Genomic DNA, 13,654 nt, shown 5'->3' with positions numbered 1-13,654 from the left:
TCAGGAGTCTTTGTGTTTTTTTCTCCGCTTGACCCGGATCACCCATATTTTGCGTTACCCTCCCAACACCAGCGCGACCTGATCTGGAGCCTGCTAGGACCGGCCCTGCTTGATTGCCCATGGTCTCCAACCTCTCCTGAGCTGTTATCAAAAGCCTGCGAATGGCAGCAGTGGATTGCTGAAATCGGCTGCGCCCCTGAATATCGCAGCCCAAGGCTTGGGCTGATGTTTGAGCAGATATGGCATCAGTATCTGGAATTATGCGGTAACCGCTGGCAGGCCAATCTGCAGATTCAGCAGCAGAAAAAGACCATAGGGGAGTTTGATTTACTGGTTGAGAGCCAGGCTTCCGCGCAACAGCAATGGCACCTTGAGTTGGCTCTGAAATTTTATCTTGGCTTTAACCAGGACTGGATTGGACCAAACCGTCGTGATTATCTGGCCGATAAGATCCGGCATACCCGGGACAAGCAATTGCAGTTGTCACACAACCCGGCAGCACACGAGCTACTGAAGAGCCACAACTGGCGCTCATTACAGCCACAGGCACTGATGCGCGGTTGTTTATTCCACCCGGCTGACAAGGACATATCAGCCACCTTGCCGGAAGACGTTAATCCGCAGCACTGGCGCGGCCATTGGATTCATCAGTCGAACGCCCAGCATTATCTTCCGCAAGGAGATTGGTATTTATTATCAAAACCGCAGTGGATCAGCCCTGCCAGAGTTGATTTCAGTGTCGACAGGGACACCCTGCTACGACACAAAGACACTCACTTCCGGCACATCGAAACTGCCCTTTGCGCTGTCCAACTGGAGAAAAACAAGGCCGGATTCTGGTGCGAGCAACAGCGCTGGCTGATCATGCCCGACCACTGGCCAAAGCCTGCCTAAAGATCACAAAGGGTATCCGCGACGCCCTTGTAAACCACCGGAATGAATCAACAATACACGCTGGTTTTCTAACTCAGCGCGCTGTTGCAACTCCGTCTGGTAAGCATAAACCAACTTAGCGGTATACACCGGATCCAACGGCAACCCCAATGTATCGAATTCGCGAATCATCTGAAGCAACTGTTCATTGGTTCGGGCAAATCCACTAAAGTGGTAATCGTCGAGCAACTGCCAATTTTTATCGGGCATTGACTGTCGCCAGGCCAATCGCCGCTCACCCTGATCAGCAACCACATTAACGCCAACCAAACGGCAAGCTGAGCCCTGCTGCTGTAGCGCACCGGCGAGACCCAGTGCAGTGGTACCAGTACCAACAGCAAGCCAGACCTGATCAAATTCCTGACAGTACGGCGCCAGCAATTCGCATCCTTTCAGCCCTTCTGAGCCAGAACCACCCTCTTCGACCACATACGCCTGAAATTCATCCGCCAGCTGCTGTAGATAATCCGCCTGATAACGGCGGGCATATTGTTTTTTATCCGCAAACACCAGTTTCATGCCAAACGCCTGGCAGTCCTGCAATGTGGCAGTCAGGGGCAGATTCTCATAACCGCGTACAATACCCACGGTTTCCAGTCCGAGCGTTTTTCCTGCTGCGGCAAGAGCGTGAAGGTGATTGGAAAAAGGACCGCCGAAACTGACGATTCGGGATATATTCAGGGTTTGAGCACGCTCAATATGGCCGAGCAGTTTATAGGCTTTATTGCCAGAGATGACCGGATCAAGAAGGTCCAGGCGAAGAACACTGGCCTGCTGACAACCGGGCAAAGGCTCAACAGGCAGTTTTTTTTGCAGTAGCTGGCGTAACACGGCGGTTCCGGAAGATGATTAGCCCGCCAGATTAGCTTTTTTATGGAGCTTACAAAAGGCACTGAGGCGATATTCAAAATCGCGTGGCTGCTCAACCCGGGGAATTTCAGCCTGGCATTGCTGACAGCGCGGATCATCATAATGATCCAGCCAGTTGCGATATTCCTCTTCACCAACGAAACATTTTTGAGCGGCGTAAGCAATTGGATTGTCTGCATACACCTTCATGTTATCTGGCGTGATCGTGAGATGGCCAGCCCCCGGATGAAAGGCCACCAACACCGCATCAAGGCCATCAATACGGCTGACAAACCGGTCAATGCTTTGCTCTTCGAGGTCTTCGATTTGTTGCTGCAGACACCGAATCTGTTCATGATCGACCACGCTCTCCGGAGCCGCCTGAGAGTCAGTATGACTGCTGACCACCGGAGTGCGTTGAGCCAACTCCAGCTCCGATTTCAACTGCTCTATCTGATGCTCTAGGTCCGTTACCTGCTGACAGTGCAGCTGTCGTAGCTGCTCCATATCGGCGTTATGATCATTCGATGACGGAGCCATAGACTGACGACTGAGCTTCTCATTCATACCGCGCTGACGCTCAATTTCCTGCTGCAATTGCGCCAGCTGATTGCGATAGGCCTCAACTTCATTACGCAACGTCCGTTTTAGCTCTTCAACTTCAGGGTCAGCATGCTTTTGCGCCAGCAATGAACCCGCCGATGCACCACTTACGCGCTCCACAGCCGATACCAGATTAACCGTTTTTTCTGCAGCTTTCGTGTTTGTTTCGTTGGCCGCCAGGCGGTTATCACGTAACGCTTTACGGATCGCCATAAAGTCAGACGTCACCGGCTCCCAGAGTGAATTCGCATGCCACGAAATAGAACACTGGGTCTGACAAGCAAGCTTGATTCGCCCTGCTCCCATATTCGGACCACGGCCAGCGCTGTCAGCAAGACGTCTCAACGGCATATACCAATCACTCACCGGCACTCCGGGCTCACTGCTATCGCTTTGTGTCGGAATCTCAAACAGCACGATCGCTTCGGCACAGCGGTGATTGCCGATCTGGACATATGCTGCCAACAATTTATCGCTGGCAACGGGGGATAAGGATGACTGACGGCGCACAAGTTGTTCAAAATCGGTCAGCCAATAACTGGCGACAACTTCATGCTGATGCAGGATAAATACAGCTTCCTGAAGACTCATCAATGGTATCTCGAATGTAAAAACTTATTATTTTGGCTCGCACACTAATAAAAAAGCGTACCGGACTAAAGGTTTTTCTGATGATCGGTAGGTGTTTGTGACTCAGTTCACATGCACTCAGAACTTCTGTTTCTCTCCTGCGGAGGGGTCAGATGGGATACCAAACTCATTCTGAGCGTTGGTTTCTTCCTGAGATAACGCTTTACTCAGATTGTCCTCAGGTTCTTCCCCACCGTTATAAAGCGAGTTCGTTCGATTGGCGAGCCCACGGATTTTGTCATTTTTCTCCGGATACTGAATATCAAACTCAATCAGCAGCTTTTTCGCGGCTTTATAATAGTTGCCAGCAGTGACCACATCGCCTCTTTTGGCTGCCACATCCCCCTGAGCGGTATACGTATCTACCTCACAATCGAGTAACGTCATGCGCAAATAGCGCCGGTATTCCATCATCGCAGTTTCAGAGATGATACGCTGCTTCACCATCGGATTCAGGGTTTTCAGAATTCGCGAAAACTGTTGTTTGGCATAACGAATCTCCCGATCGCTCTTCAGAACCTTACGTACCGATTTAGTGGCTTCAATTTTTTGCTGGTACGGCGTTTTATCAAAGCCCCCATAACCTTCCTGCCGGTCCTTTTTGGGCAGTGCTTCCTGATGGCGCTGATAAAAGTAGGCAACCCGATCCAGTACAACCAACTGAATTTCTTTGAAGTTATCGACCAGCATAAGGAACTCCAGCGCTTCCAGAAGATCTTCTGCCGCTGTTTTTATCGCCCTTGCCTGGGAGCGCTGCTTAAACTCCGACTGCTGTCTCCGACCCGCGAAAACCAAGCCAATTAACACCAGCGCAATCGGTAACGCGATCGCAACAACTAGGCCAATCGCAGACATAAATTGTCATTCCCCCCCAATTCTGTGCTATTCCTGAAAAAGATGAATACAACTGAGTTTAGCAACAATTGACCAATACGCCGGGCAAGTTTTGTTTAAATGAGGCTTGACCACCCCCCCGGTATTGCCATTAAAGTGTCGCCTCTTAGCGACTGGCTGGTTCAACTATAAGGGTAAAACAAAGGATTATGGGCAAATCGCTGGTAATTGTGGAGTCGCCTGCCAAGGCCAAAACCATTAATAAATATCTGGGTAAAGACTACGTTGTGAAGTCCAGTGTGGGACACGTTCGCGACCTTCCTACGTCTGGCTCAGGTAAAAAGTCTGATCCGAAAGAGCGCGCTCGCCAGGCTGCGCTGACCCGTAAAATGTCGCCAGAAGAAAAAGTGGCGCATAAAAAACGCAAGGCAAAAGAACAGCTGATAAGTCGTATGGGGGTAAACCCGGAAGACGGCTGGAAAGCGAATTATCAGGTGTTACCCGGCAAGGAAAAAGTTGTCGATGAGTTAAAACGCCTGGCCAAAGATGCCGACCATATCTATCTCGCAACCGATTTGGACCGCGAAGGGGAAGCCATTGCCTGGCACCTGCGGGAAATCATTGGCGAGAAAGACAAAGACTACCGTCGCGTGGTATTCAACGAGATTACCAAGAAAGCGATTCAGGCCGCATTTGAACAGCCATCCGAACTGAATATGAATCGCGTGAATGCTCAGCAAGCCCGTCGCTTCCTCGACCGGGTTGTTGGCTTTATGGTGTCTCCTCTGCTGTGGAGCAAGGTTGCCCGGGGCTTGTCCGCAGGCCGCGTACAGTCCGTTGCCGTGCGCTTAATTGTTGAGCGGGAGCGCGAAATCCGCGCTTTTATTCCGGAAGAATACTGGGAAGCATTTGCCCAACTGACGACTGCAGATGGTACTGAACTGCGCACTCAGGTCGTCAAATACAAAGGCGAAGAGTTCCGCCCTGGCAATGAAGCCGACACGATGTCGGCACTCGATACTTTGCGTGCCAGTGACTTCCTGGTCAAAAGCCGTGAAGACAAACCAACCAGCTCGAAACCAGCTGCTCCCTTTATTACCTCTACCCTGCAGCAGGCAGCCAGCACACGTCTGAGTTTCAGCGTTAAAAAGACCATGATGCTGGCACAGCGCCTCTATGAAGCAGGCTACATTACCTACATGCGTACCGACTCCACCAACCTGAGTCAGGACGCGGTAGACAGCGTACGAGGCTATATCAGCGATAAACTGGGTGATGCCTACCTGCCTGAAAAGCCACGCCTGTACAGCAGCAAAGAAGGCGCGCAGGAGGCACACGAAGCGATTCGTCCTTCTGATGTAAAACTGCGTGCTGCTGATCTGAAAAGCATGGAGCCGGATGCTGAGCGTCTTTACGACCTGATCTGGCGCCGTTTTGTTGCTTGTCAGACAAACGATGCCAAGTTCACCAGCACCACCATTACAGTTGCGGCTGCTGATTACGACTTAAAAACCCGTGGCCGGGTTATTCGCTTTGACGGCCATCTGAAAGTATTGCCGCCTGTCAGCAAAGGTGATGACGACCTGTTGTTACCTGACGTTGAACAAGGTGAAAAGCTGAATCTGCAGGAATTGCTACCCAAGCAGCACTTCACTAAACCAGCACCGCGTTTTTCTGAAGCTGCACTGGTTAAAGAGCTGGAAAAACGGGGGATTGGCCGCCCTTCGACCTATGCTTCGATTATTTCAACGATCCAGGATCGTGGTTATGTGAGTCTACAGGGGCGTCGTTTTTATGCTGAAAAAATGGGCGATATTGTTACCAGTCGCCTGGTTGAAAGTTTCGATGAACTGATGGACTTTGGCTTTACCGCCAGTATGGAAGAAAAGCTGGATGATATTGCGGAAGGTGATATCAACTGGACTCAGGTTCTCGACAATTTCTACAGTGACTTCCACGGACAATTGGACACGGCTGAAAGCGAAGACGGCATGCGTCTTAACGCTCCGGTCGACACCGATATCGAATGCCCGAAATGTGCCCGTAATATGCAAATCCGCACGGGTACCACCGGGGTATTCCTGGGCTGTTCAGGCTATAGCTTGCCACCCAAAGAGCGCTGTACTCAGACTCTGAACTTAATCCCAGGTGATGAAGCCATCACTGCGGACGAAGACGAAGAAGCTGAAAGCCGCCGTTTAATGGACAAACGCCGCTGTAAGATATGCGACGCAGCCATGGATAGCTACTTACTGGATGAAAGCCGCAAAGTCCATATCTGTGGTAATAACCCGGATTGCTCGGGCTTCGAGGTTGAACAGGGCCAGTTTAAGATTAAAGGCTACGACGGGCCAACTCTTGAGTGCGATCGTTGCGGCAGTGAAATGCAGTTGAAATCCGGCCGTTTCGGTAAATATTTTGGCTGCACCAATGACGAGTGTAAAAACACCCGGAAACTGCTGAAAAACGGTGAAGCCGCTCCGCCAAAAATGGACCCGATTGCGATGCCGGAGCTGGCTTGCCAGAAGGTTGAAGATACTTATGTATTGCGTGATGGCGCAGCAGGACTGTTCCTGGCTGCCAGTCAGTTCCCGAAAAATCGTGAAACTCGTGCACCACTGGTCGCGGAATTGATTCCACATCAAGCAGAGTTACCTGAAAAGTACCACTACCTGCTCGATGCGCCGCGTGCAGACAATGATGGCAACCAGGCCATTATTCGTTACAGCCGTAAGACAAAAGAGCAATACGTTATGACAGAGGATGAAAAAGGCAAAGCCAGCGGTTGGGCCGCACACTTTGTTGAAAACGCCTGGGTTGTAACAGAAAAGAAAAAAGCAGCCAAAAAACCTGCCGCAAAAAAAGCAGCGACAAAGAAAAGCACAAAGTCCTGATCAGGGACTGACTGGCTCATAAAATAATCCGAGAAAGGCTTCAGTTAATTGATGCTTTTCCCGGATTTTTTTATTCACGAAGATTGTTATTTTCTGAGTTCCACTAATGGAATAAGGAAAATAATGATGAAATGGATACAAAAAGCACTGTTCACTTTATGCCTTTCTGGCGCCGCTTTCCTCGCAATGGCCAACGAGCTGGCAACACCGGTAAACATCAATACCGCAACCGCGGAGCAACTGACTGAACTGAAAGGAATTGGCCCCAATAAAGCCAAAGCGATTGTGCAATATCGTCAGGAAAAAGGCCCATTCAGCTCGATCGAAGAGCTGGTGTTGGTTAAAGGTATTGGGCAAAGCACCTTAAAAAAGAATGATGGCATGTTAATCACCACAACCGAGTAGCGCCCTGGAGAAATAAAAAGGCCATAAATACGCTAGTATTTATGGCCTGATGACTCGAAATGCCGATCACTCAGTAATCAGGCAGTTCCCCCACTCACAACGAGCAAGAATATAACTGCCATCCGGGCAGCGGCCATCATACACCTCATGTGGCCAGTCATTTTTCAGCAGCTGAACCTGAGCCCCCGGACAACCATGTCGCTTCGCCAGTTTTTCTACAACATAGAATGAACGTCCATAAACCGTTTTGGTTCTTTTCTCGACTGACGCGCGCTTCATCGCCAGATCTTTGCCCTGACTCTGTGACCGACGCTGAAGTTTCACTAAGCCCTGATATAACTCTTCGTTGCCACGAAGATCCATTTCACCTTCGTTATAGCGTTCGAGTATTCGCAAACATAAATCTTCTTTATCCGAAGCGCCGGTCATTAATTCATTAACTTCCTGCTCAGCTGTTTCGACCACTTGCCAGGTTAACGCCATAGCCATTCTTGCGCCGGTTTCAGCACGGTCGTCAGTGACTTTAATAATGTCATACGCCAAACCAAAATCCGCACTTTCAACAAATGCTCCGTTACGCTTCCACCAGTTTCTCTGAGTGCGCAAAGCCTGCTGCTTGGTTTCACTGCTGACATCGTAACAAGCATCAACCCAGCTGCGCAGACTGGTATCAGTCTGCAACGCGTAATAAACAGCCTCGCCTGTTGGAGAAAGCGGGTTGGAAGAACAGCCGACCAGCCCGAGGCTGAGCAGCAACATTGAAATAACAGAACGCATGGGAATTCCCCTTAAGATAGTGTTTCCTTGTGATTTAACCAGACAAACAATTCATCGTGATTAAAAGGCCAATCTAGTTCACGGCCGGATTGTTCGTCCTTGAGAACGGGGATGCGAGTACCAAGGCTGGCAACCAGCTGTTCAGATTCTGCGATATCCTCAACATAAACCTCAATCGGGATATGAGCAGCTACCTCAACAATAACCTGCTGTGCTAATTCACACAGATGGCAGGCTTCAGTGCCATACAACACATACGCCATGAAAGTCCTCCGTTATCAACACTTTTATTATAGCGTTGATAACCAGAGACACTGAACAGAATACAGAAAGGAAATTAACTTTCATTACCTGAAAGCAGTCCGGATAACTTGCCTGCAGCTTCGAGACCCTGGTGGAACTGATTCCAAATAGGTAAACGCTCTTCTTCTGGCAACAGACTGTTCACCAGATCCTGAAGAGTCTTTTCAGGTTTTGCCAGAGCATCCGCTTGTTCAATTGCGCGAGTGTAGGCGTCAATATAAGAGGCAAGTGGCGCCTTCAGCGTTTCAAGCTGTTCCGTCGGCAGTTGCGGCTGAACCTGAGAGTAGGCCTTAGTGCTGGTAGCAACCGTTTGCTGGGTAAGGTTCAGACTCAGCGATGCCAGTTCGTTACCGTCGAATCCCAACGACATAGCCTGCTCCAATGCACCGCCCAGATCTCCCGAAAAGAAGCGTTCACTGAGATCCTGAACGGAGTTAAACAGGTTACCAAGAGCTTCCCGTTCAGCTTCATCGAGATTACCTTCCACCTCAAATTGCCAGGCCGAACTGCTGCTTGAACTCCCCTGGAAATAACCAGGGCCAGACTGTGAGCTGCGTTGCTCTGCCTGAGAAAAAGATACGGTAACGGTATCGCCATCACGCGTCACAACATCTAAGGTCAACGAATTAGCGACTTTGAGTGCGGAAGAAGAAGCAACAGCATTCAGCTGACCCGCACCAGTCGTATTTTGCTCGCCACGCTCAAGTTGATTGATTCCTTCCTCGACCAACTCACGCCCAGCCGCGATTTCCTGTCGGAGTTCGTCTGTCATTAACCCCCGTGCTTCAAGAATCTCTTCAGCCTCAGCATAACCACGCGCAACGCCTTCGCGTGCAGCAGCAATTCTGTCGGCGACACGCTGCTCACTGGCACCAGAAGCACGCAAACTTTCAACACCCCGACCAATAAAATCGAGCATGTTATCTGCAGTACGCTGAGGGGATTGCCGATCGGTTTTTAACAATTCCTGGGCAACCGGTTCCGTAGCTGCTTTATTGGTTGCAGGGGGTTGGCCAGATATTGCACCATCCGGCCTGCTTTGTGGTTGTAGAAAGCCGAATTGGCTTGGGTTAACGGTAATCGACATGAGAGGCCACCAAACAAACAGATCTGTATTGAAGGTTATCGGCCGGACAGGCTGACAATGAAGGGAAAAAGGAAAACTTTACAATTCGTCGAGCCCGCCCATCGAGAATCTGACTAGTAGCAAATAGCGCCTTGCTGGAAATCCTCAGAGAATTCGATATTCCAGGTAATCCGGTGCTGTTCCAGCTCCATCACGACCTCTTCAACCGATGACGACAGCAGCTGCATCATTTTCATGGCTTTAAATGCCGCACGGCAAGCCGTTTCATCCAGGCCCATCGTCTCTTCCAGAGACATAACCCCCTGCTCTGCCAGAGCGACGCGCCAGCTGTTAATGTCACCATTATTCAGCAGGTGATCGACGAGAGGTTTGATCAGGGAATGTTTTTCTGTAGCCATACGCCACCTCATTGTTTAATGAACTGAGAGTCAGTCGAACAATAAAGATGGCCCGTGATTGATCAGAAATCCAGTGCAAAAAATGAACAGTGCTATGACTCTAATTCATGAATGATAAAAATCAGGCTTGTTTACGCTGGTTTCGATACTCGACAGGTGTCTGATTTGTCCAGCGCTTGAATGCGCGGTAGAAAGTGCTGGGCTCGGAAAACCCGGTCAGGTAGACAATCTCATCAATGCTTTCGTCGGTGCCTGACAGCAGTCGCTTGGCCAGATTACAGCGGTAGTCGGCCAACAACTGATTAAAGTTGGTTCCGGCTTCCGTCAAACGAGTCCGCAACGTTCTTGGCTTGATATCCAGTCGTGCTGCCACATCATCCAGATTAACCTGGCCTGTTTCTAACACTTCACCAAAAACTTTATATACCTTGGAAACAACATCCTGACGCTCTAGTTTCGCGACGTGTTCGCTGGCCAGCTTTTCATGCAGCTGCAGCAACTCAGGCTCCGCATGAGACGAGGGCAAATCCAGGATTTTAACGTCAAAGTAAATACGAACTTCAGATTCTGAGAATTGCACAGGACATTGATAAATTCTCTCATGCTCACTGCTGTTTTCAGGAGCGGCATGGGAAAAATGAATACACGAAGGCTTAAACGCGCCATCGGTCACGTATTGAAAAAACTGAATCAGACCGAGCGCCATACACTCGGACAAGTGCCGCAATGCTGAGACTTTCTGACTGCTGCTATCAACACAAATGTAAGCCTGGCCGTTGTCCATACCAACACTGGCTTGTGATGCATCACTTAACAGTCGCTGGTAATTTAAGACCCGGTTTAGCCCTTCACCAAAGGTCGGGCTGGAAAGAAACAGGTACTGCAGCACCTGACCTTTAAACAAGGGCATTTTCTCGCCGAGGTGAAGGCCAATATTGCTGTCACCACTGATTTCTTCGAGAACATTCCAGAATACAACCTGTGCATCATGAGGCGTGCGTAAATGCCGGTCTTCGAGCAATTCCGGTGTAATTCCCAGGCGCGCGCACACAGCTTCGACGTCCAGGCCCATCTTAACCATAGCTTGGTACGCCAGTTGAATCATAATGCCTGAGTCGCGCAGTTCTGCCATTCCGCCGGACATAAGTGCTTGAATTTCCTCATGAGTGTGGGTGAATTTTGCCAGATATAACGCTTGCTGCAAGTCCTTATTGGCCAATCTGACGGCAAGCCTGCCATAACTTGCCAATGGGAGGATTCATAGCGCCCTCTACACTCGCGCTTTTGTAATGCGTTCTCCCCGTTCAAGGTTTTCAACATGACTCAAGCGACACGTCTGCAATTCAGCGAAACTCCTGGCACTCTGAGCCAATATGCCCGCGCTCTGATGGCCAAAGGCAGCAAACAAAAAGATCCTCAGCTGCCAGAGCTGGAGGCGATCCAGACTGGTGTTAAAGCCGATAAAAGCAAAGTAGCGGCTTATGCTGATGTTTGCGGTTTTAATAAAAACAGTTCTGTTCTGCCACTGACTTATCCTCATATCCTGGCTTTCCCATTACATATGGAACTGATGCTGCACAAGTCGTTCCCACTGGCATTAATGGGCCTGGTTCATATCCGCAACACCATTACCCAATTTCGCAGCATTAACGTTGATGAAAAGCTGGATGTTCGTTGCTTTATTTCTGGCAGCGAGCGCACTGATAAAGGTCTCGAGTTCGACATCAAGGCAGAAATTTCAGTGGCTGGTGAACTGGTTTGGGAATCGGTGAGCACCAATCTGGCACGTATCGGTGGCGGTGTGAAAAAGGCTAAGGAAAATAAAGCGCGTCCGGCATTACCAAGCTATGCAATGGCTGAGCGCTGGACACTGGCGAGTGACCTGGGTCGCCGCTATGCGCGAGTTTCCGGTGACTCCAACCCGATTCACCTGTACGCCATGTCAGCCAAACTGTTTGGTTTCAAAAGCCATATTGCCCACGGCATGTGGAGCAAGGCTCGCACGGCTGCTGCATTGCAGAAAAAGCTGGGAGTTGAAGCCTGCACAATCGTCACTGAGTTTAAGCTGCCAGTTCATTTACCAACAACGGTTGAACTGGATTACACCCAGGAAAACGGTGCAGTGGAATTTGACCTGCGCGATGTCAAAGGTGAAAAAGTGCATATGAAAGGTTCGATTAAAGCAATCTGATCATTAACAGGAATCTGCTGCGTCGCGGTAGATTCCTCCTTTCCGCCGACCTTCAATCCATTCAAACTAAATAACTTCCGAACTCTGCTGTCTTCCGGACAGCCACTCACAAGCGTCGCTCTGATTTTTAAACAACGCGACCGGATAATCCGGAGCATGATAACTGACAAAAACTGAAACGAAGTGTTTGAGCATAAAAGATTGCCCAACAATCGCCAGTGCGGTTGTCAGAAATTGCGTATCAGGCCGGGAGGCAAACAACTGCACTTCAAAATCGATCGTCAGTAAATCTTTCGCCAACAATAGCAGTGGCAGCTTTTCTTTACTGGCAAGACGGCGACGCTCACGATAAACAAACTGCACCAATTCCAGGCTCAAATGGCGAATACCGCGCAGATCTGCGTATACAATTTTGTCTTCACCCAGCCACACATCAGGCTTGGGAGGAAGGTCAACACCGCGAACTGTCATATTTCTTTCAGTTATAAGAATAAAGTTTTAGAAACAATATCAGAATTTTCATTAAAGAACAGTGACAAAGTATGCAGCGATGCACTGAATCAAACACCTCAGCGGTTAATGACGACAAAGCTCGCAGGGCTTAAGCGTGTACTCCGCTTGGCACAACATTTACACTCATCTCAACAACCCCACTTTAACTTCATCGCGGCGCTGGTATTATGTGGGGCAGAACCGTTCTGACGAACAAAAAACAACAAAAACGGACTCACCTAACTATGCGCTTTTCGTTAAGCCCTGCTTCCGCAATTTTTTCTCTTCTGGCTGCGATCATGTCGATCTCCGCACATGCTGAAGGTGGATTTGTCAGCATGCAGGCTGGTATCACAGACTCCCAGGACATGGATAAATTTGGCACCGCCTACAAAATCCACTTTGGCCCGAACATTCTCGACAACTTTGCACTGGAGTTTGGTCTGCTGGATATGGGAGAGGCCCGCTACAACGACCCTACTCCGACCTATGATGATGTCAGCGATACCCAACCACCCAGCTTCCGTAACAGCCGCCATGGCAACGTATCGCGAAGCAACGCCAGTGGCGATGAGCCATCCAAAGCCACCTTTTCCGGCTTATCGGCCGCTCACCCCCGCAGCTTTCTGATTGCATTCCGTTATAGCTTTGACCTTTCAGATTCTTTGCGTTTTTTCGTAAAAACCGGTGCCAATATTTGGCAGGCGGACCTGGAAGAAATTGAACTGATTGCAACCCAGAATAAAGGGCCGGTTCAACGTCGTGTTGTGAGTTCGAATAAAAAGGCATCGGCCGTCGATCAGATCTCCGGTGGCGGTTTCTTGTGGCAACCAATCAAAAACCTGGCATTACGTGCTGAGCTAGAGACCACGGCTCTCGACAGCCAACACTTCAATCGAGTTCGTTTTCAGATGATTACGCTCGGTGCTCAATACGAGTTTTGATGCATCAAACCGATCAGCACAGCAATCTGACCAAAGATTGTTGTGCTCCTCTACTTCTTTCCCCCCGTTTTTCCAACAAGCTCAAAATCATTCGCAGCCATCGCCTCTACTGTGCCGTTTATCCGTTTCTGCGACCTACAGCCTCAAGCTAATTGACAGATAACTTACAAAAGCCAGATACTCTGAACTGTCGTTTCCCAGTGAATGAGACCTGCATCACAGCTGCGGGTAGAAGCGTGTCACACCCATGTTACGGAAAGTAACAGTGAACAAATTTTGTCACATGGGTTTACGATAAAACCTGCCATTTTAGC

At 49.5% G+C, this 13,654-nt stretch carries 14 protein-coding genes; 5 read left to right on the top strand and 9 right to left on the bottom strand.

Annotation, left to right across the window (positions count from 1 at the left end; all coding sequences use genetic code 11):
- Nucleotides 1–12 precede the first annotated feature (12 nt).
- On the top strand, nucleotides 13–894 hold the full coding sequence (locus tag ACOQOZ_RS00825; RefSeq protein ID WP_420590391.1) for a DUF1853 family protein: 882 nt from the start codon (nucleotides 13–15) through the stop codon (nucleotides 892–894).
- A gap of 3 nt (nucleotides 895–897) precedes the next feature.
- Here the strand turns inward: ACOQOZ_RS00825 and ACOQOZ_RS00820 are convergent, their stop codons facing one another.
- The 3 genes from ACOQOZ_RS00820 to ACOQOZ_RS00810 form a co-directional block, all read right to left on the bottom strand.
- Complete coding sequence (locus ACOQOZ_RS00820; RefSeq protein WP_420590390.1) at nucleotides 898–1,764, bottom strand: 1-aminocyclopropane-1-carboxylate deaminase/D-cysteine desulfhydrase; 867 nt, start codon at nucleotides 1,762–1,764, stop codon at nucleotides 898–900.
- 18 nt (nucleotides 1,765–1,782) lie between these two features.
- A complete protein-coding gene (locus tag ACOQOZ_RS00815) occupies nucleotides 1,783–2,976 on the bottom strand; it encodes a hypothetical protein (protein ID WP_420590389.1) in 1,194 nt (397 codons plus the stop codon).
- Nucleotides 2,977–3,093: 117 nt separating this feature from the next.
- Entirely contained in the window at nucleotides 3,094–3,870 is a 777-nt protein-coding gene (locus ACOQOZ_RS00810; RefSeq protein ID WP_420590388.1) for a hypothetical protein, read from the bottom strand.
- 188 nt (nucleotides 3,871–4,058) lie between these two features.
- Here ACOQOZ_RS00810 and topA point away from each other — a divergent pair, with 188 nt between their 5' ends.
- Complete coding sequence (topA, locus tag ACOQOZ_RS00805; RefSeq protein ID WP_420590387.1) at nucleotides 4,059–6,743, top strand: type I DNA topoisomerase; 2,685 nt, start codon at nucleotides 4,059–4,061, stop codon at nucleotides 6,741–6,743.
- Between the two features lie 123 nt (nucleotides 6,744–6,866).
- The gene (locus ACOQOZ_RS00800; RefSeq protein WP_420590386.1) at nucleotides 6,867–7,148 is read left to right on the top strand and encodes a ComEA family DNA-binding protein; all 282 of its coding nucleotides are present in this window, start codon (nucleotides 6,867–6,869) and stop codon (nucleotides 7,146–7,148) included.
- A gap of 66 nt (nucleotides 7,149–7,214) precedes the next feature.
- Here ACOQOZ_RS00800 and ACOQOZ_RS00795 read toward each other — a convergent pair whose 3' ends face one another.
- From ACOQOZ_RS00795 to ACOQOZ_RS00775, 5 genes are all read right to left on the bottom strand, one after another.
- Nucleotides 7,215–7,925, bottom strand: a complete 711-nt coding sequence (locus tag ACOQOZ_RS00795; RefSeq protein WP_420590385.1) for a hypothetical protein — start codon at nucleotides 7,923–7,925, stop codon at nucleotides 7,215–7,217.
- An 11-nt stretch (nucleotides 7,926–7,936) separates the two neighbouring features.
- Nucleotides 7,937–8,188, bottom strand: a complete 252-nt coding sequence (locus tag ACOQOZ_RS00790; RefSeq protein ID WP_420590384.1) for a glutaredoxin family protein — start codon at nucleotides 8,186–8,188, stop codon at nucleotides 7,937–7,939.
- A gap of 74 nt (nucleotides 8,189–8,262) precedes the next feature.
- A complete protein-coding gene (locus ACOQOZ_RS00785) occupies nucleotides 8,263–9,315 on the bottom strand; it encodes a DUF5610 domain-containing protein (protein ID WP_420590383.1) in 1,053 nt (350 codons plus the stop codon).
- A 113-nt stretch (nucleotides 9,316–9,428) separates the two neighbouring features.
- Nucleotides 9,429–9,713, bottom strand: a complete 285-nt coding sequence (locus ACOQOZ_RS00780; protein WP_420590382.1) for a hypothetical protein — start codon at nucleotides 9,711–9,713, stop codon at nucleotides 9,429–9,431.
- Between the two features lie 121 nt (nucleotides 9,714–9,834).
- Complete coding sequence (locus ACOQOZ_RS00775; RefSeq protein WP_420590381.1) at nucleotides 9,835–10,932, bottom strand: AraC family transcriptional regulator; 1,098 nt, start codon at nucleotides 10,930–10,932, stop codon at nucleotides 9,835–9,837.
- Nucleotides 10,933–11,031: 99 nt separating this feature from the next.
- Between ACOQOZ_RS00775 and ACOQOZ_RS00770 the strand changes: the two genes are divergently transcribed.
- Nucleotides 11,032–11,904 carry a MaoC family dehydratase gene (locus ACOQOZ_RS00770; RefSeq protein WP_420590380.1) on the top strand — a complete coding sequence of 291 codons (873 nt, stop codon included), beginning with the start codon at nucleotides 11,032–11,034 and terminating at the stop codon, nucleotides 11,902–11,904.
- A 66-nt stretch (nucleotides 11,905–11,970) separates the two neighbouring features.
- Here the strand turns inward: ACOQOZ_RS00770 and ACOQOZ_RS00765 are convergent, their stop codons facing one another.
- A complete protein-coding gene (locus tag ACOQOZ_RS00765; protein ID WP_420590379.1) occupies nucleotides 11,971–12,375 on the bottom strand; it encodes a hypothetical protein in 405 nt (134 codons plus the stop codon).
- 209 nt (nucleotides 12,376–12,584) lie between these two features.
- Between ACOQOZ_RS00765 and ACOQOZ_RS00760 the strand changes: the two genes are divergently transcribed.
- Nucleotides 12,585–13,340, top strand: coding sequence for an outer membrane beta-barrel protein (locus ACOQOZ_RS00760; RefSeq protein ID WP_420590378.1), 756 nt, complete (start codon nucleotides 12,585–12,587; stop codon nucleotides 13,338–13,340).
- The last annotated feature ends 314 nt before the right edge of the window (nucleotides 13,341–13,654 follow it).

This window comes from Bacterioplanoides sp. (assembly GCF_965219715.1).
Classification (GTDB): Bacteria; Pseudomonadota; Gammaproteobacteria; order Pseudomonadales; family Oceanobacteraceae; genus Bacterioplanoides.
Note: the sequence above shows the minus strand (reverse complement) of the source record. Positions and strands in the feature narration are given on the sequence as shown.

What these genes read in the sequence shown, in the direction of transcription:
- ACOQOZ_RS00770 (WP_420590380.1), top strand. Translation starts at nt 11,032, where the DNA reads ATGACTCAAGCGACACGTCTGCAATTCAGCGAAACTCCTGGCACTCTG.
- ACOQOZ_RS00780 (WP_420590382.1), bottom strand. Translation starts at nt 9,713, where the DNA reads ATGGCTACAGAAAAACATTCCCTGATCAAACCTCTCGTCGATCACCTG.
- ACOQOZ_RS00765 (WP_420590379.1), bottom strand. Translation starts at nt 12,375, where the DNA reads ATGACAGTTCGCGGTGTTGACCTTCCTCCCAAGCCTGATGTGTGGCTG.
- ACOQOZ_RS00760 (WP_420590378.1), top strand. Translation starts at nt 12,585, where the DNA reads ATGTGGGGCAGAACCGTTCTGACGAACAAAAAACAACAAAAACGGACT.
- ACOQOZ_RS00810 (WP_420590388.1), bottom strand. Translation starts at nt 3,870, where the DNA reads ATGTCTGCGATTGGCCTAGTTGTTGCGATCGCGTTACCGATTGCGCTG.
- topA (WP_420590387.1), top strand. Translation starts at nt 4,059, where the DNA reads ATGGGCAAATCGCTGGTAATTGTGGAGTCGCCTGCCAAGGCCAAAACC.
- ACOQOZ_RS00790 (WP_420590384.1), bottom strand. Translation starts at nt 8,188, where the DNA reads ATGGCGTATGTGTTGTATGGCACTGAAGCCTGCCATCTGTGTGAATTA.
- ACOQOZ_RS00785 (WP_420590383.1), bottom strand. Translation starts at nt 9,315, where the DNA reads ATGTCGATTACCGTTAACCCAAGCCAATTCGGCTTTCTACAACCACAA.
- ACOQOZ_RS00800 (WP_420590386.1), top strand. Translation starts at nt 6,867, where the DNA reads ATGATGAAATGGATACAAAAAGCACTGTTCACTTTATGCCTTTCTGGC.
- ACOQOZ_RS00815 (WP_420590389.1), bottom strand. Translation starts at nt 2,976, where the DNA reads ATGAGTCTTCAGGAAGCTGTATTTATCCTGCATCAGCATGAAGTTGTC.
- ACOQOZ_RS00795 (WP_420590385.1), bottom strand. Translation starts at nt 7,925, where the DNA reads ATGCGTTCTGTTATTTCAATGTTGCTGCTCAGCCTCGGGCTGGTCGGC.